This window comes from Faecalibacillus sp. H12 (genome assembly GCF_013361255.1).
GTDB classification, from domain to species: Bacteria; Bacillota_I; Bacilli_A; order Erysipelotrichales; family Coprobacillaceae; genus Faecalibacillus; species Faecalibacillus intestinalis.
Window position 1 is genome coordinate 49,300 of sequence record NZ_JABWDK010000012.1, and the last position, 16,290, is coordinate 65,589.

Consider the following 16,290-nt stretch of genomic DNA (forward strand, 5'->3'; position numbering starts at 1 on the left):
AAAATCCTCCTATAAACTAAAATCATCTAAAGATTCTAAAATATCATCATAACTATCTTGATTGTCATTATAGTATTGATTCCATTTTTCTTGCGACCATATTTCACCATGGTTTCCTGCCCCAATAATGACACATTCTTTTTCTAAGTGTGCTAAAGTGCGTAAATTTGTAGGAATGTTAATTCTTCCTAATTTATCAAATTCGCACTCACATGCACTTGAAATGGTAAAACGAATCGCTTTTCGAACTTCTTTTTTATTAGAAGGTAAAGAAAGGAGTTTCGCACAAAACGGATCCCATTCTTCTTTTGTATAAAAAGCAAGGCATCCATCAAATCCACGGGCAACATAAACAGAGCCTTGACATTGATTCCTAATTTTAGATGGAATCGTCAAGCGTCCTTTTGCATCAATTGAATGCTTAAATTCACCCATGAACATCACTATCACCCACTTTTTACCACTTTTATATTCACTTTTACCACTTTATACCACCATTATATACTTTTTAAATCACTTGTTCAATAAATAGATGTGAATAAAATATAGAAGTTCACATTTCTTGTGAACTAAAAAAAGGTAAAAAAAAATCACCCTTTGGGTGATCTTCTTATTTTACTTTTACACCTTTGTAAGTTCCACAATGTTTACAAACTCTATGAGACATTTTGTATTCTCCACATTCTGGACATACAACTAAAGTTGGTGCAGATAATTTATCATGTGTTCTTCTTTTATTTCTTCTTGTACTAGAAACTCTTCTAAATGGTACTGCCATCTTTATATCCTCCTATTGTTTAAAATAATCTTTCAATTTTGCTAACCTTGGATCAATGTATTCTTCATCATTATCCTCTTGACCATCGAGTATCTTCCAACCCTTACCTGATTCCTTGATGTTAGCATCATCTTTTACGACCCTCATGGGCACTTCTAACATGATATTTGAAAATACGACAGGCGTAAAATCAACAACATCTTTCTTTGCTTCATGAACGTCTTCAAGCGGATCAGGCTTTTCAAATGAAAATACTTCCGTCGAATCGATATCAAATGGATAATCAACATCTTCCAACGTTAACGCACACGGAAGAATCATTGTTCCCTTAATATTTAAATCAACATATAATCGTTTATCTCTTGTATCAAGATTCCCGGTACCTGAGACGATGACGTCTTTAAGGCCGTTAATATGGGCATACTTTTCAAACATTTCACATGGAAAAGTTATTTCTTCTTCAAAATCAAATGTTCCTTTGTGTTTAATAATCCACTGCAAACTATACTTCATATTAATCACCTTTCCATAACCGCAAAATCTATTATATAGAAACTCACATCATAAGTCAATCTAAAAATGGCCTAAAACAACATTTTTCACTTTTTAATGAAGTTCTTCTCCATTATAACAAAAACTTTAACTAAATCAACACTATTTTAAATCATTTTTTCAACATCATTTAAAACATCTTTATTTTGCATAATTTTAATCAATTTATCAATCTTTCTTTGATCTAAAGATTGATTTGTTACTTTTGCAACCGTTTGAATAAAATCTCTCATATCTTTTTCATTATTCAAATCTTTCTTTTGTAAATCGTTTGCTAATTTAAAAATATCTTCTTTTTTCACATTTGTTTTTTTAGATACACGATCTACAAGTAAATCTTTATCTTTCATAATATCACCACTATATACTATGAAAAAAATAAATAAATGTTAAAAAAAGAGACTTAGTCTCTTTTTCTACAAATGATATGAATTGGTGTTCCTTCAAACCCAAATGCTTCTCTTAATCTATTTTCTAAGTAACGTTTATAACTAAAGTGTAAATATTGTGGATCATTTGAAAATAAAACAAATGTCGGTGGGCAAACTGCTACTTGATTAGCATAGAAGATTTTTAATCTTCCACCATTAAATGTCGTTGTTGGATTCATTAATTGTGCATCCACTAAAACATCATTTAAAACGCTCGTTTGCACTCGTTTTCTTGAATTTTCATAAGATTCTTGAATTAATGGGAAAATTTGATCCACTCTTTGACCTGTTTTAGCTGAAGTAAAAACAATACGTGCATAATCTAAATATTTAAATTGTTCATAAATTTCTTTTTGTTTCTTTTGCATTGTTTTTTCATCTTTATCAACTAGGTCCCACTTATTATAAACAATGACAACGCCTTTACCTGCTTCATGGGCATATCCAGCAACATGCTTATCTTGTTCTCTAATTCCTGTTTCACCATCAATAACAACAAGAATAACATCACTTTTTTCAATTGATGTCAAAGCTCTTAAAATTGAATATTTTTCAATATTTTCATAAACTTTACCTTTTTTTCTCATTCCCGCTGTATCTACAACACGATATTTTTGTCCATCTTTCACAAAAGGTGTATCAATGGCATCACGTGTTGTTCCTTCAATATTAGAAACAATAACACGTTCTTCCCCTAAAATAGCATTTGTAAGAGATGATTTACCAACATTTGGTCTTCCAATAATTGAAAAACTGATTTCATCTTCATTAGTTTCTTCATCTTGTAAATCTAATTGATTAATAATTTGATCTAATAAATCTCCAATTCCAATCCCATGTGAACCAGAAACAGGAATAGGATCACCAACACCTAATGCATAAAATTCATATATATAATCTCTAAATTGATTATCATCAATTTTATTAACAACTAAAATAATTGGTTTTCTTGATTTTTGTAAAAGACGTGCTACATACTCATCTTCTTTAGTAATACCTTCTCGACCATTAACAACAAATACAATAACATCTGCTTCTTCAATTGCAATTTCTGCTTGCATTTTAATTTGTGTTGTAAAAGAAGCATTTTCTAATTCAATACCTCCTGTATCAATTACACTAAACTCTTTTGTAAGCCATGAAGCTTTAGCATAGATACGGTCTCTTGTTACACCTGCAACATCTTCAACAATTGAAATTCTTTCTCCAACCATACGGTTAAAGATTGTTGATTTTCCAACATTAGCACGACCAACAATTGCAACTACACCTGCCATATTATTCCTCCCTTGTTTTATTAATTAAAGTTAACACTTGATCAACAACTTCTTCTAACGTCATATTCGACGTATCAAGTTCAATTGCATCATCCGCTTTTTTAAGTGGCGAAATAGCACGATGCATATCTTGATAATCTCTTTGTTCAATTTCTTTTTTGATTGTTTCTAAATCAGCCTCTAAGCCTCTTTCTTTATTTTCTAAATAACGTCTCTTCGCACGTGTTTCTACACTTGCTATTTGATAAATTTTTAAATCTGCATGTGGTAAAACAACTGTTCCAATATCTCTTCCATCCAAAATAACATTCCCAGTTTCAGCCATTTTTCTTTGCTCATCAACTAAAAACGTTCTTACCGCTTGATATTTAGAAACACAGCTAGCTCCAAGTGAAACTTCATCTGTTCTAATTTGAAGGCTAACATCTTCATCATTTAAATAAACTTTATTATCAGCTGTAAGACGTATTTGAATATTTGAAATTGCTTGTTCAACAGCTTGTTCATCATTTAAGTCAATGTGATTTTTTATACAATAAAATGCAACAGATCGATACATTGCACCCGTATCAATATAAATGAAATTTTCCTTTTTAGCAACCATTTTTGCAATTGTACTTTTTCCTGCAGCACTAGGCCCATCTATTGCAATTGAAATTTTTTTCTTCATAAAATAAACACCCTCCTAAAAAAACTAAGGTCTTCCTTGGTTAAAAAAAACTTTGATATAAGATAACTCCAAGTAAAGCAATGAAAATAATGACTAAAATAACAATAATGACATTCATAACTTTAACAACTTTACTTTCACCTTTATTTTCAATAATCTCTTCTTCATCTTCAATAAAAGTATCATTTTCTTCAATATCTTCTACTGGATTTTCTTCTATCGTTTCAACGATTTCTTTCGTTTCTGTTATTTCTTCAGCTTGTTTTTCTTCTACTTCTTCAGATTCTTGTTGTAAAAATTCTTCTGCTTTTTTCACATCTTCTTCTGGTGACATCGCAGCTAATTTTTCCATAAAAGTCATTTTTTCTTTTGGCTCTTCTTCAACTTTATTATTTACAAACATTCCTTTAGCAAATTCTTGTGTGGCATAGCTTTCAACTGAATCTATCTTAATTGTATTTTTTTCAGGTTCTCTAATTTTACTTAAAATATCCATTCTTGTATTATATTGATCTTGTTTACCAACACTTTCTTTCGCACTTTTAAGAGCTTTATCAAGTTCAGCTGAACCTTCTTCTCTCATTTGTTCAAATGTTTTAGTTTCTGTTAAAGTATCTTCTAAATTTACTTCTTTTTCTTCTTTATCCTTTTTCATAAATGACAAAAAATCATCATCGTCACCATCATTTTGAACTGGTTCTATATACTTTTCTTTAGAAATGCCAACTTCTTCCTTAAGTCCATCTCTTAATTCTTGGTATTTTTTTACTCTTGAATACGTCATTTTCCCACCATCCCTCGCCATTATAACATAATAATCACTATAAAAAAATAAAAGAAGCCTAAGCTTCTTTAATATATTTACTTTTAAATCTTTTTTCAACCGGTCTTACAAGATAATAAACAGTTCCTGTAATAATTCCTTTAATAAAATTAAAAGGAAAATAAATAATAAAAATAGCTTGTCCATAAGGTGATAAAAAAGATAAAAATTTCGGAATTGAAATATTTGAACCATATTGTTGATTAAATGCTTGAATATCAACTGCAAAAGGTAGATTTGTATACCATGTCGGTTTTTGCATTAAATAAGTAGGTGTCACAAAGAAATAATTGATGACAAACATAATAAAAGCAAAAACAAGCATCGTTAAAACCATATCCAACAAATAATTCTTTAAATTCTTTTCTGGATCAATTTTTCGAGCAAGCAATGAATATGTTACACAAATTGATAACGATGCAATCAATGCTGCAATTTGCCCAATAGCCATTGGTCCTACAGGTCCTTTAAACAAAATAGAAACAACAAATTTACAAATACAGACAAACAATGCTGGTATAAATCCTAAAGTAGAAATTGCTACAAGAACAACAATTTCTGATAAATCAAGATTTAACCAAGGAGCAAAGGGATAAGGAATCTCAATGAGATTTAAAATCATCCCAAGTGCAGCCAGCATTGCTGCTAAAACCATTTTTTGTGTCTTAGTACTTTCCATAATAATTCTCCTTTAAAATAAAAAATATCATGAAAATACTAATCTCCATGACTAAAAACATTATTTAAAAAAATGTCTTTCTTCCATCTAGACTCTACTATCGGTAAAGGAATTACACCTTTTCTGCATCTGCTCGTGGACTATCACCACCGGTCGGGAATTTCACCCTGCCCTGAAGACTTTCTTTTCGCTTATTATTTTAACATTTCAACAGAAGAAGTCAAATCATATGATTTGATTTCTTTAGTCATAAGGTTTATATTCAACTGTTTTCTTTTTAAAATCAATAAACAATTGAAAAGCCTTTCGATCTTCATCTTCATCCCAAATTTCCACAAACTCAGGAGTCACTTCTATTAAAATTTCACTATCAACGTGAGAATAAGCATTATAACTTTGCCATAAAAACTCTTTATATTTCTTTTCAAAAACTCTTCCTGGTTCATCAACGACCAATCCTTTATTAACAGCAATCCCTTCAACTTGTGTTCCATTAAAACACATTGCAACACGATTATTTTTAAACAACTGCTGTGTCTTTCTAAAGTTCTTATCTGTCTTAAAATAGATTTTATCATTATAAAAAAGACAACTGACATTTCTCACCATCGGATAATTATCCTCGCAACTGGCAAGTGCCATAATTTTCCAATCTCCCATTTTTTGTTCCATAATTTTTTTAGCTTCTAAAAATTCCATCTTATTTCCTCCCTATATAATTCCTTGATATCCTAAAACAAATAAAATCATTGTCACTAAAACAACACCTACGACAAAGACATAACCTTTATAAACACTTCCTTGTCGATTTGATTTTTCAACCAAATGACTTCTTCTTAATATTTGAACCACTGGTTTATATAAGAAAAAGACAATGGCAGCATTCATCGTTGCTTTAATTAAATTAAAAGGTAATATTCCTGGAAGCAACATTGGTACAATAGCACTTCTTGGCATTCCATAATAAATAGGTGTAATGATATAATTCCAAATAAGCATAGATATTGTTGTACACATAACACCTAGAACAAGTCCTAAAATAGCTCCTTTTTGATTATGTACTTTTTTATATACAAAAGCAGCCATACAAGCAAAAGAACACGTTGAAACCATGTTCATCAAGACATCTAAAATATTGCCTCCCTTTAACATGATTTCAAAAATCGAACAAATAAAACTCATTAATAATGATGTCATTGGTCCATAAATAAATCCCCCAATAACAATTAAAATATCCTTGGGATCATACCTTAAAAAAGATACCGCTGGAACAATTGGAAATGAAATAAATACATTAACGATCATTGCCATGGCACAAAGCATCCCTACTGTTGTTATTTTCTTTGTACTCATTTTATATACCTCCTTTAACAAAGAAAACGCACCTAAAATAATCTTCTAGGTACGTTTTTGTATATAAAAGTATTACAAAAAACACTTCTTTCATCCAGACTATAACTGTTGCTACTGGAATTTCACCAGTTCGGCCATCTTTAGCTCGCGGAGTTTACCGCCAGTAGAGAATTTCACTCTGCCCTGAAGTATTATTTTATTGCTTCTTCATTATATAATAATTTTTCTTATTTTTAAAGGTCTATCAAACCATAATGTTTTAATGCATAGGCAATACCTTCATCATCCACATCTTTTGTCACAAAATCAGCAATGCTTTTTAACTCATCTCCCGCATTTCCCATAGCTACGGCAAGAGAGACATGTTGCAACATTTGCATGTCATTTCCCCCATCACCAAAAGCCATCGTATCTTTTAAATCAAGACCATAATATTCTAAAAATTTATCAATTCCTAATTGTTTTGTTCCACCTATTGGTGAAATATCACAAAAAGTTGGATGCCATCTTGCTGAAATACAATGAGGCATATGACTTAAGATTTCTTTTTCTTCATTTTCATCAACAAAACACATAATTTGATAAATCGATTTATCAATGACATGACTACAATCTCCGGCAGGATGATCATCATTATGAGTAATAGCATGAATTGCATCAACACGCTCATCACGATAGTTGAAGTATTTTGTATTTTCTTCTGTAAAGCCACAAGGAACTTGATGATCTTTTAAATAATCTAATAAAGCTTGTAGATCTTCTTTTTTGATTGTATTTGAATAAATAATTTGATTATTTGTATAACAATATTGTCCATTTAACGTAATATAACCATCAAAAGGAAAATCATTTAAAACATCTAATCCATCTTTTCCTCTTCCTGTTGCTATAAAAAGCTTGATTCCCTTTTCTTTTAACTTATATAAAGCATCAAATGTAGATTTAGGAATCTGATGATTTTTAAAACTGACAAGTGTTCCATCGATATCAAAAAAAATTGCTTTTACCATATTATATACCTATATCTTTCATATTTTTTAAACGTTCTAAATAGCGTTCAATACGTTTTAATTCTTCACCGCTTACTCTTTTAGCAGAATAATAATATTCAACAGAACTTTCCAAATTTTCTAATTCAATATTTTTCATTAAATAATTAATTGTTCCTCTATTACCATCTAATAAATGGACATGCGGTAATAATTGATGAAAACTATCTTTAAAATAATTAAAATGTGTACATCCTAAAACAAGAGAACCATACTCTTTAAAATCAAATTTCGAAAGTGCCTCTTTTAAATAAGCAAGTACTTCATCACTATTAAACTCTTGTTTTTCAGCAAAGCGGACAAGTTTTGGTAAAGCAACCAAATCAACTAAATGATCTTTATCAACTCTTTCTACCAAGTCCAACATCTTTTTACCTTTAACTGTAATTGGTGTCGCACACACCAATACCTTTTGATTTCCATATAAATCAACTGCTTTTTTTACTGCAGGTTCCATTCCAATGATAGGAATATCATATTTTTTTCTCATCAAAGCAACTGCTGCACTGGTTGCTGTATTACAAGCAATGACAATGGCCTTACAATCATGATCAATCATAAATTGAATAATTTCATCTACATAGCCAATGATCTCTTCTCTTGTTTTTTCCCCATAAGGAACATGTTTTTCATCAGCATAATATATAAATTGTTCATGAGGTAAAAGTTGCATTGCTTCATATAATACTGATAAGCCACCTATTCCTGAATCAAAAATACCTATTTTCATATAATTCCTCTTTCAATCATTCTACATTAATTATAAAAAAAGATATTGCGTTAAGCAATATCTATTTTTCTTGAAGCGTAACTTCAATTGTTTTTTCTGTGCCACTACGATTAACAACAACTTTTACTTTATCTCCTGCTTTATGCGAGTAAAGTGCTGTTAAGAACGATTTATAAGTAGTAATATCTTTACCATCTAATTTAACAATAACATCACCTTGTTGGATTCCAGCTTTACTTGCAGCACCATCACTTGTTACTTTAACAACATAGATACCTTCATCAACAGATACTTTAACACCATATCTTTGAAGTTCATATGAAGAATAATCATTTAAAGAAACACCTGAAATACCGATAACTGGATGAGATACTTTACCATTTGTACGAATTTGTTCTGCAACTGTAATAACATCATTAATAGGAATCGCAAATCCCATACCTTCAACGCTTTCATCAGAGAACTTCATGTTCGTAATACCTACAAGTTCACCTTTCATATTAACAAGCGCTCCACCACTATTACCTGGGTTGATAGCTGCATCTGTTTGGATAACATTCATATCCCAATCATCAACATTATCATCATTTAAATCAACAGAAACTGTACGATCTGTTGCTGAAACAATACCTTGAGTAACAGTTCCTGAATATTGAATTCCTAATGGTGAACCAATCGCTAAAACTGTTTCTCCTTTATCTAATAAATCAGAATCTCCTAAATCAATAACACTTACATCAAAGCTTGGTTGACATCTTAAAATAGCGACATCACTATATTCATCACTACCTACAACTTCTGCATCTACATATTCATTATTTGAAAATACAACTTGTACTTTGTTTGCACCATCAATAACATGGTGATTCGTAATAATATAGGTATATTTACCAGTTTGATCATAAACGACCCCACTACCACTTCCAGATTGTGTTTCACTCGAAGAACTTGAATTATCACCAAATCCAAAAGCATTATTTGTTGTATTTTTATAAACAACAACTCCTACAACACTATCACTCGCTTTTTCTACAACACTTGTTGTATCTGTTTTAACATCATAATTGACTTGTTTTACAGTTCCTTTATTTGTAACGGTCGTTGTACTATCATTCGATGATGACATCATATTATAAAAAACATAGCCATTCATTACAAAGGAACAGACAATAGCAACTACTAATAAAATTTTTACTATTTTTTTCCATTTCTTTTCTTTAGGTTTATCTTCATCAACTAATATAAAATTATTGTTATTATCTTCGTTCATAATATTTCCTCCTTTTGATGCTATTATCATAAAAAATAAATATGTCTAAATTATATCCTCATTGTGGGAAACTTTGGGATTTATAGGCAACTTGACAGTAAAAGTCGAACCTATCCCTAAAGTACTTTCAACATCGATCGTTCCTTGATTCAATTCGACGATTTTTTTAACAATACTTAAACCAAGTCCCGTTGATATCTTTGAACTTCTTGATTTATCTACTTGATAAAAACGATCATAAATATAATTCAGCTTATTTTTAGGTATACCCATTCCTTCATCTTGTACACTTAAAACAAACATATTATTTTCTTTTTTAGTTTTAATTGTAATAACACCATCATTAGAGTATTTAATTGCATTAGAAATAAAATTACTTAAAATTGTTTTAACCGTTGAATAATCTAAAATAACAGGTTTTTCTATTTTATTATGATAAATAAGAGAAATATGTTTTTCTTTAGCCATTGGCTCAAATAAATCAATACTTTCTTTAACAACAGCTTTGACATCTAATTCTTTAAAATCCAATTTAACTCTTGTTTGATCTAATCGTGATAATTCTAAAATATCATTAATGATATTTTGCATACGATAACTTTCTTTCAACAAGATATCCATAAACTCTTGAAATATTTCTGGTGAATCTAAACCATCCCTTTTTAATATTTCTACACTTCCAATAATAGCTGACATCGGTGTTTTAAGTTCATGAGAAACATCTGACAAAAATTGTTTTTGCATATCTTCAATTTCTTTCATTTTAGAAACGTCTGTAAATAAAACAATCGTTCCATCAAAAATAAGATGTTCTTTATCAGAAAAAACAGGTGAAGATTCTACTTGATAATATCTCGACTGTATTTTTACAACTGACGATAACGGTCTTTCAAAAACATAGCATTGATCTACTAAATCAAGCATCTCACCTACAAATATATCTTTATAATATCTTCCTTTTAAATGTGGTATTTCAAAGCCTTTTCTAAAACTTTGATTGGTAAAAGCTATTTTCCCTTCTTTATCAATAAATAACATCGGTAAATTCATTGATCGAATCAATTGACTTAATATCTTTTCATGATATTTATTTTCAATTTCTACTTCCTTTATTTCATTATCCTTTTCTCTTTGAAAAAAACGTCCCATTCGTTGATAATGACTTTCTAATTGATAAGCATTGATTGCACATACAAAGATAAAAAGAAGCATGATATAAAGACTGTAAGCCTTATTAAAATAACAAAGTAATAAAGCAACAACTCCCATCAATACAACTTTCAAATAACTTTTAGTCATCTTTTTTCACCAACTTATATCCAACTCCCCTTACAGATTTAAAAGAAACTCGACTTTCTTTTAACTTTCCTTTTAATTTAAAAACATGAACATCAACAATACGTGTATCTCCATCATATTGAAATCCCCATATAGACTGTAATAAAGTTTCTCGGGAAACAGCTTCTTTAGGATGTTCCATAAACATTTTTAATAAATCATATTCTACTTTTGTTAGAACAATAACATGATCATCAATTGTCACTTCTCGATTTTTAGTATTCATCATAACATCTTCAAATTTAATTTCATCTAAAAAATGTTTATGATGTCTTCTTAAATGAGCTTCAATTCGCGCTATTAAAACTGCTGATTGAAATGGTTTTGTTAAATAATCATCTGCCCCTGCTTCTAATCCTTTAATAATATCTTCTTGTTCACTGCGTGCCGTTAATAAAATAAGTGGTTTAACATAATCATTTTGTCTTACTTCTTTAATAATAGAGACACCATCTTTATATGGAAGCATCCAATCAATCAAAACAAGATCATAATCATTTTCTAAAATCTTCGAAACAGCCTCTTTTCCATCATATAAACTATCTACTAAATAACCTTTTTTTCTAAGTTCATAGGCAAGTATCTTATTGATGGACATATCATCTTCAATTAATAATATATTATTCATTATTCCCATCGTATCTTTCTATTATTCTTTGAACAACAGGGTGTCTTACGACATCCATCGCTGATAAATGAATAAATGAAATCCCTTTGACCCCTTCTAAAATATCTAATGCACGAATAAGTCCAGAAGTTGTATTTCTTGGTAAATCGATTTGTGAAATATCTCCTGTTATAATCATTTTTGATCTGAATCCTAAACGTGTTAAAAACATTTTCATTTGATTATCTGTTGTATTTTGCGCTTCATCTAAAATAACATAAGCATCTTCTAAAGTACGACCTCTCATATAAGCAAGAGGTGCAATTTCAATAACACCTTTTTCCATAAGCTTTTCAGTTTGTTCAACACCTAACATATCGTATAAAGCATCATATAAAGGGCGTAAATAAGGATCTACTTTTTCTTTTAAATCTCCTGGTAAAAATCCCAAATTTTCTCCTGCCTCAACAGCTGGTCTTGTTAAAATTATTTTTTTAACTTCATTATTTTTTAAAGCTGCTACTGCAAAAACAACAGCTAAATAAGTTTTTCCTGTTCCCGCAGGTCCTATTCCAAAAACCACATCATTATTTTTTAAAGCATAATAATAACTCTTTTGTCCTAATGTTTTAGGATAAATAAGTTTTCCATTATATGTTCTAGCTATTTTTATATGATAAAGTTCAGATAATTGATCCAACTTATCTTTTTCTACAAGTTTTTGAGCATAAATAACATCTCTTCTTGAAATAGAAACCCCTGAAACAATCAGTTTTAACAAAGAATAAATGACTTTTTTAGTTTTTTCAATTTGTTGTTGACTTCCAACAATTGACATTTCATCTCCTCTTAAAGAAATTTCAACTTGAAAATGATCTTCTAAAACTTCTAAATTTTCATCTTTTACTCCAGATAAATTAACAAGTTGTTCAATGTTATAAGCTTCTAACTTAACAATTTCTTTCATGAATCCTCCCTAATTGCAATATCCTCTATAAAAACATATTGCATCTTTAATACATATTTCTTCTCTATTATATCATATGATAGTACTTTTTCCCTGTCAATTTTTACATCCTTTGGTAATTGACTTCTTATTTTAAAAAGCAAATACGCAAATATATCTTTATCTTTAACATTTGATGACGAAGCCTCTATATATTGATAAGTATAAGCTTCTACACTTCCTAAAGTAGGAATCATTTTTATTTGTTGTTTCGTATCTTCAATTTGATGTGAAATCAAAACATCTCCTTTTTTTACATACTGATTCACTTTAACTAAAACATTTCCTTGTTTGACATCCAATTGACGAATAACCCCATCTTTTTTAGCGATATAATCTTGATATTTTAAGACCGTCTTTTGATTATGACTAGCGGGTGTATATTCAACATGTAAAACACTTCCCTTTTGATAAACATTTAAATAATCAATTTTGCTTTGATATTTTCTTTTTAAATGATCATAAAGTTTATTGATTTGAGGATAAGTCAATTTAGGATGCATCATTTGTATTTGTTTATTGAGGTCTTTTTGAAGTTGATTGTTCACGATAGAAAGAGAGCCTGTTATTTTATAGTCATAAATATAATGTGGTAAAATAAAAAGTGTGCTTATAAAAGCAAGTGTAAAAATGATTTGTGGAAATTTAAAGATAAGAAATAAATAATGAAGTAGGCCTATACTTTTTTGAATAGGTAAATGCATAGAAGATGTGATATATCTTTGATAAATAGGAACGTAAAATGAATAACGTAATGCATCAAGTTGATGTAAATGAAAAAGTGTGAGCTGATGTTTTTTGGTTTCTTTTAAAAATGAAACAATATCATTTGTTTCAATAACAATATAATCATAGCCTAAATTCATGAAAATATAATTGATGTAAACTCACCCATTAACATAATTTCATCTTGACTATAGTAACGTATTTCAATATTTTTTCCTTTTATTGAAATAATTTGTTGATTCATTTTACATTCAAAAATTGTTGATTCTAATGTAATAATCAACTGATAATGTTTAATTAAAATTCTATTTTTTTGTATACAAAGCATTCTATCACCTATTATAAGCTATGATATTTCCTTTTCATTATGTATAGAATTTTATGGTTCGATCTTTTTATAACATCAAAAAAATCAACTTGTAATGTTGACTTTACTTATTTTGATCTTTTCTTCTTAATAATTCATTTCGATAAACAACGAGATCTTTATAAATATCACTTAATGTTGAAAAAACCCATTCTACTCTTTCATCAGGAATACGATTTCTATAAATAGAGTCTAATTCATGATGAAATTGTTCATGAACTTTCAAAGCTTCTTTCCCTTGATCTGTTAATCTTAAGTAATAAATACGTTGATCTTGAGTAGATTTTTCTTTAATAAGAAAACCTTTTTCTACAATTTTTTTAACAGCTGTCGTAAGAGTTCCAAGTGTTACATTCAAATGATTCGCAACAGCTGACATTGAGGGACTTGATTCTTTATCAACAGCTTCTAAAACATGCATTTCAGACATCGAAAGTTGTTTAAAAGGTCCTTGTTTTAAATATAATTCCTGTATATCCATCGCAATATTAAAAACATCAACAACTGTTTCTATCGTATCTACTCTTTGTGTCATCTTTTTCTCCTTATTACTCTTCGTATTTTCTAATATATTGATAACCAATACCACCAATACCCATATGAGCTCCAACTACAGCTGGTAATTCTCTTACAAGTATTTCACATTCTCCAATTTGTTCAATCAATTTTTGTTTCATTTCTAATGCTAGTTCTTCATTTAAAACATGTTCGATTGCAAAAACATAATTCTTATTGTTAACCTTACATTCATTGACCATGTGATCAATAATTTTTAAATTTGCTTTTTTAGTCGTTCTTACTTTACCAAAACTATCAATTTTACCACCTAAACTATAGTTTAATTTCATAATTGGTACAATTTTTAAAAGTCCAGCTAACGCTGCAACAGCAGGAGTAATACGTCCTCCCTTTTTTAAATGCTCTAAATTAGGAACCATAATAATCGTTGCTGAATCTTCTACAAGTTTTTCTAGAATATCTTTTATTTCTTCTGGTGATTTTCCCTCACGAGCAAGTTTTGCTGCAACTTCTACAAGATATTTTTGATTACTCGCTGTTCCTTTTGTATCCACTAATGTTACTGGCATTTCTAACATATCACACGCAAGCTTCATTCCATTCATGGTTGAAGAAAGTCCTGTAGCGATAGGTAAACCAATAACATGACTATATCCTTGATCTTTGATTTTTTGAACTGCTTCTTGCAGTGAACCTGTTGATGGTTGAGAAGTCATCACCATAATATCGTCTTTTTCCATACGTTTAAAAACATCTATACTATGAATTTCAATATCATCTAAATAACTTTTACCTTCCATAGTGATTGTTAGTGGTGCAATAAATATTCCTTCATTTTCTCTTGAATCTACAGGAATTTGACATCCACTATCCGCTAATATAGCAATTTTTTCCATACTCTCCACCTCTTCCTCATATAATATAACAAATTATGGATTATTTTTAAAGTTTTATGTTATCATAAAAGTCGGAAGGTGAAAAAATGAAATCTATTGAAAAAATAACTGAACACACATTAGTCATTAAAAAATCAGAGTTTATTTGTACGCTCATTCCTTTAAATGATGAAGAAAAAATCAATGAAACTATTGATTATTATAAAGAAAAATATAAAGATGCTACACATAATTGTATTGCCTATCTTGTAGGTACAAAAGAAAGAGCCAATGATGATGGAGAACCATCAGGTACTGCAGGTCTTCCAATGCTCAATGTTTTAAAAAAACAAGAACTCAGTAATATCATTGCAATTGTTACAAGATATTTTGGAGGCATTAAATTAGGAGCTGGAGGTTTAACACGCGCCTATAGTCAAGCTGTGGCTGACGCTTTAAAAGAAGCTAATATTGTTGAAAAACATTTAATCGATGTCTATGACGTTTCTCTTGATTATAGTTTTACTAAAAAATTTGAGCATCTATTAAAAGTAAATGACATTGATTGTATAAATAAAGAATACGATGAACAAGTCACTTATCGTCTTTATATTGATGATTTGTCTTTCTTTGATACAATTCAAGATTTAACAAGTAATCGTTACAGTAAAGAATTTATAAAAAAAGAATATGTTCCTGTAAAATAAATATGTATTTAGCCTGTTGACAAAACAATTTTGTTGACAGGCCTTTATTGTATAAGAAACAATTATTCAATGGACTATCCGTCCATTGAAAGAAGAAAAAAGGAAAGATAAAATAATAAAAAAAGAAGAAGGAACATTGTCGTAAAAACAGATGTTGATGGTGTCTGTTGTCTCTTCAGTATCGAACACCAAAGTACGATCGATAAGAATATGGTGATTCGATATGGCAACTATGAAATGACGGAGTATTTAAAACAATTAAAAAACAAAAAACTTAAAAGATTAGTTCCTCAAGTTATGATTGTTTTTTATACAGGAGATAAGAAATGGAATACCCCTTTAGAATTAAATGATTACTTTGATATACCAGAAGAATTAAAAGAATATGTTAATGATTGGAAAATCAAAGCTGTCGATGTCAAAGAAATAGATACCAGTAAGATCAAAGATGAACAAACAAGAAGCCATCCAAGAGATATATAAAGGAAACTATGAGGGATTACATCGAAGAATAAAGATGAATAGAGATAACT

Annotated in this window: 22 protein-coding genes and 2 riboswitches; of the genes, 2 read left to right on the forward strand and 20 right to left on the reverse strand. The window is 29.5% G+C overall.

Features of this window, described 5'->3' with window-relative positions:
• Window positions 1–9: 9 nt before the first annotated feature.
• The 20 genes from mraZ to HUU89_RS09260 all read right to left on the reverse strand — a co-directional run bounded on the left by mraZ (window position 10) and on the right by HUU89_RS09260 (window position 15,071).
• Window positions 10–435 (reverse strand): division/cell wall cluster transcriptional repressor MraZ, encoded by a 426-nt coding sequence (mraZ, locus tag HUU89_RS09165; protein ID WP_022002949.1) that lies wholly within the window; start codon window positions 433–435, stop codon window positions 10–12.
• 175 nt (window positions 436–610) lie between these two features.
• Entirely contained in the window at window positions 611–778 is a 168-nt protein-coding gene (rpmF, locus tag HUU89_RS09170) for a 50S ribosomal protein L32 (protein ID WP_022002950.1), read from the reverse strand.
• 12 nt (window positions 779–790) lie between these two features.
• On the reverse strand, window positions 791–1,291 hold the full coding sequence (locus HUU89_RS09175) for a YceD family protein (protein WP_022002951.1): 501 nt from the start codon (window positions 1,289–1,291) through the stop codon (window positions 791–793).
• Between the two features lie 146 nt (window positions 1,292–1,437).
• Window positions 1,438–1,680: a stage VI sporulation protein F gene (locus HUU89_RS09180; protein WP_117346626.1), complete on the reverse strand. Its 243-nt coding sequence runs from the start codon at window positions 1,678–1,680 to the stop codon at window positions 1,438–1,440.
• 53 nt (window positions 1,681–1,733) lie between these two features.
• Entirely contained in the window at window positions 1,734–3,038 is a 1,305-nt protein-coding gene (der, locus tag HUU89_RS09185) for a ribosome biogenesis GTPase Der (protein ID WP_022002953.1), read from the reverse strand.
• Window position 3,039: 1 nt separating this feature from the next.
• Window positions 3,040–3,708, reverse strand: a complete 669-nt coding sequence (gene cmk / locus HUU89_RS09190; protein ID WP_022002954.1) for a (d)CMP kinase — start codon at window positions 3,706–3,708, stop codon at window positions 3,040–3,042.
• A 40-nt stretch (window positions 3,709–3,748) separates the two neighbouring features.
• The gene (locus tag HUU89_RS09195) at window positions 3,749–4,492 is read right to left on the reverse strand and encodes a hypothetical protein (RefSeq protein ID WP_175301586.1); all 744 of its coding nucleotides are present in this window, start codon (window positions 4,490–4,492) and stop codon (window positions 3,749–3,751) included.
• 58 nt (window positions 4,493–4,550) lie between these two features.
• Window positions 4,551–5,210 carry a Gx transporter family protein gene (locus HUU89_RS09200; protein ID WP_175301587.1) on the reverse strand — a complete coding sequence of 220 codons (660 nt, stop codon included), beginning with the start codon at window positions 5,208–5,210 and terminating at the stop codon, window positions 4,551–4,553.
• Between the two features lie 70 nt (window positions 5,211–5,280).
• Window positions 5,281–5,394, reverse strand: a riboswitch (FMN riboswitch).
• Window positions 5,395–5,453: 59 nt separating this feature from the next.
• Window positions 5,454–5,909, reverse strand: coding sequence for a pyridoxamine 5'-phosphate oxidase family protein (locus HUU89_RS09205; protein WP_175301588.1), 456 nt, complete (start codon window positions 5,907–5,909; stop codon window positions 5,454–5,456).
• 12 nt (window positions 5,910–5,921) lie between these two features.
• Window positions 5,922–6,563, reverse strand: coding sequence for an ECF transporter S component (locus HUU89_RS09210; protein ID WP_147579497.1), 642 nt, complete (start codon window positions 6,561–6,563; stop codon window positions 5,922–5,924).
• Between the two features lie 78 nt (window positions 6,564–6,641).
• A riboswitch (FMN riboswitch) is annotated at window positions 6,642–6,758 on the reverse strand.
• A gap of 38 nt (window positions 6,759–6,796) precedes the next feature.
• Window positions 6,797–7,573 carry a Cof-type HAD-IIB family hydrolase gene (locus HUU89_RS09215; protein WP_032090569.1) on the reverse strand — a complete coding sequence of 259 codons (777 nt, stop codon included), beginning with the start codon at window positions 7,571–7,573 and terminating at the stop codon, window positions 6,797–6,799.
• Between the two features lies 1 nt (window position 7,574).
• Window positions 7,575–8,342: a glutamate racemase gene (murI, locus tag HUU89_RS09220; RefSeq protein WP_022002960.1), complete on the reverse strand. Its 768-nt coding sequence runs from the start codon at window positions 8,340–8,342 to the stop codon at window positions 7,575–7,577.
• 61 nt (window positions 8,343–8,403) lie between these two features.
• Entirely contained in the window at window positions 8,404–9,612 is a 1,209-nt protein-coding gene (locus HUU89_RS09225) for a S1C family serine protease (protein ID WP_052010913.1), read from the reverse strand.
• Between the two features lie 45 nt (window positions 9,613–9,657).
• Complete coding sequence (locus tag HUU89_RS09230) at window positions 9,658–10,911, reverse strand: sensor histidine kinase (RefSeq protein ID WP_119363725.1); 1,254 nt, start codon at window positions 10,909–10,911, stop codon at window positions 9,658–9,660.
• Window positions 10,904–11,578, reverse strand: coding sequence for a response regulator transcription factor (locus HUU89_RS09235; RefSeq protein WP_022002963.1), 675 nt, complete (start codon window positions 11,576–11,578; stop codon window positions 10,904–10,906). The genes HUU89_RS09230 and HUU89_RS09235 overlap by 8 nt, the downstream gene beginning before the upstream one ends.
• Window positions 11,571–12,524: a PhoH family protein gene (locus HUU89_RS09240; protein WP_175301589.1), complete on the reverse strand. Its 954-nt coding sequence runs from the start codon at window positions 12,522–12,524 to the stop codon at window positions 11,571–11,573. Before HUU89_RS09240 ends, HUU89_RS09235 begins: the two co-directional genes overlap by 8 nt.
• Complete coding sequence (locus HUU89_RS09245) at window positions 12,521–13,429, reverse strand: sporulation protein YqfD (RefSeq protein ID WP_147579490.1); 909 nt, start codon at window positions 13,427–13,429, stop codon at window positions 12,521–12,523. The genes HUU89_RS09240 and HUU89_RS09245 overlap by 4 nt, the downstream gene beginning before the upstream one ends.
• A complete protein-coding gene (locus HUU89_RS09250) occupies window positions 13,426–13,617 on the reverse strand; it encodes a YabP/YqfC family sporulation protein (protein WP_022002966.1) in 192 nt (63 codons plus the stop codon). Before HUU89_RS09250 ends, HUU89_RS09245 begins: the two co-directional genes overlap by 4 nt.
• A 103-nt stretch (window positions 13,618–13,720) precedes the next feature.
• Window positions 13,721–14,191, reverse strand: a complete 471-nt coding sequence (locus HUU89_RS09255; RefSeq protein WP_175301590.1) for a MarR family winged helix-turn-helix transcriptional regulator — start codon at window positions 14,189–14,191, stop codon at window positions 13,721–13,723.
• 13 nt (window positions 14,192–14,204) lie between these two features.
• A complete protein-coding gene (locus tag HUU89_RS09260) occupies window positions 14,205–15,071 on the reverse strand; it encodes a DegV family protein (protein WP_175301591.1) in 867 nt (288 codons plus the stop codon).
• A gap of 86 nt (window positions 15,072–15,157) precedes the next feature.
• On the opposite strand from HUU89_RS09260, the gene HUU89_RS09265 reads away from it, so the two are divergent.
• Window positions 15,158–15,757 (forward strand): YigZ family protein, encoded by a 600-nt coding sequence (locus HUU89_RS09265; protein ID WP_175301592.1) that lies wholly within the window; start codon window positions 15,158–15,160, stop codon window positions 15,755–15,757.
• Window positions 15,758–15,937: 180 nt separating this feature from the next.
• Window positions 15,938–16,240 (forward strand): Rpn family recombination-promoting nuclease/putative transposase, encoded by a 303-nt coding sequence (locus tag HUU89_RS09270; RefSeq protein WP_317992337.1) that lies wholly within the window; start codon window positions 15,938–15,940, stop codon window positions 16,238–16,240.
• The last annotated feature ends 50 nt before the right edge of the window (window positions 16,241–16,290 follow it).

Coding starts and splice junctions, on each gene's coding strand:
- mraZ (WP_022002949.1), bottom strand. CDS start 435: ATGGGTGAATTTAAGCATTCAATTGATGCAAAAGGACGCTTGACGATT.
- rpmF (WP_022002950.1), bottom strand. CDS start 778: ATGGCAGTACCATTTAGAAGAGTTTCTAGTACAAGAAGAAATAAAAGA.
- HUU89_RS09175 (WP_022002951.1), bottom strand. CDS start 1,291: ATGAAGTATAGTTTGCAGTGGATTATTAAACACAAAGGAACATTTGAT.
- HUU89_RS09180 (WP_117346626.1), bottom strand. CDS start 1,680: ATGAAAGATAAAGATTTACTTGTAGATCGTGTATCTAAAAAAACAAAT.
- der (WP_022002953.1), bottom strand. CDS start 3,038: ATGGCAGGTGTAGTTGCAATTGTTGGTCGTGCTAATGTTGGAAAATCA.
- cmk (WP_022002954.1), bottom strand. CDS start 3,708: ATGAAGAAAAAAATTTCAATTGCAATAGATGGGCCTAGTGCTGCAGGA.
- HUU89_RS09195 (WP_175301586.1), bottom strand. CDS start 4,492: ATGACGTATTCAAGAGTAAAAAAATACCAAGAATTAAGAGATGGACTT.
- HUU89_RS09200 (WP_175301587.1), bottom strand. CDS start 5,210: ATGGAAAGTACTAAGACACAAAAAATGGTTTTAGCAGCAATGCTGGCT.
- HUU89_RS09205 (WP_175301588.1), bottom strand. CDS start 5,909: ATGGAATTTTTAGAAGCTAAAAAAATTATGGAACAAAAAATGGGAGAT.
- HUU89_RS09210 (WP_147579497.1), bottom strand. CDS start 6,563: ATGAGTACAAAGAAAATAACAACAGTAGGGATGCTTTGTGCCATGGCA.
- HUU89_RS09215 (WP_032090569.1), bottom strand. CDS start 7,573: ATGGTAAAAGCAATTTTTTTTGATATCGATGGAACACTTGTCAGTTTT.
- murI (WP_022002960.1), bottom strand. CDS start 8,342: ATGAAAATAGGTATTTTTGATTCAGGAATAGGTGGCTTATCAGTATTA.
- HUU89_RS09225 (WP_052010913.1), bottom strand. CDS start 9,612: ATGAACGAAGATAATAACAATAATTTTATATTAGTTGATGAAGATAAA.
- HUU89_RS09230 (WP_119363725.1), bottom strand. CDS start 10,911: ATGACTAAAAGTTATTTGAAAGTTGTATTGATGGGAGTTGTTGCTTTA.
- HUU89_RS09235 (WP_022002963.1), bottom strand. CDS start 11,578: ATGAATAATATATTATTAATTGAAGATGATATGTCCATCAATAAGATA.
- HUU89_RS09240 (WP_175301589.1), bottom strand. CDS start 12,524: ATGAAAGAAATTGTTAAGTTAGAAGCTTATAACATTGAACAACTTGTT.
- HUU89_RS09245 (WP_147579490.1), bottom strand. CDS start 13,429: ATGAATTTAGGCTATGATTATATTGTTATTGAAACAAATGATATTGTT.
- HUU89_RS09250 (WP_022002966.1), bottom strand. CDS start 13,617: ATGCTTTGTATACAAAAAAATAGAATTTTAATTAAACATTATCAGTTG.
- HUU89_RS09255 (WP_175301590.1), bottom strand. CDS start 14,191: ATGACACAAAGAGTAGATACGATAGAAACAGTTGTTGATGTTTTTAAT.
- HUU89_RS09260 (WP_175301591.1), bottom strand. CDS start 15,071: ATGGAAAAAATTGCTATATTAGCGGATAGTGGATGTCAAATTCCTGTA.
- HUU89_RS09265 (WP_175301592.1), top strand. CDS start 15,158: ATGAAATCTATTGAAAAAATAACTGAACACACATTAGTCATTAAAAAA.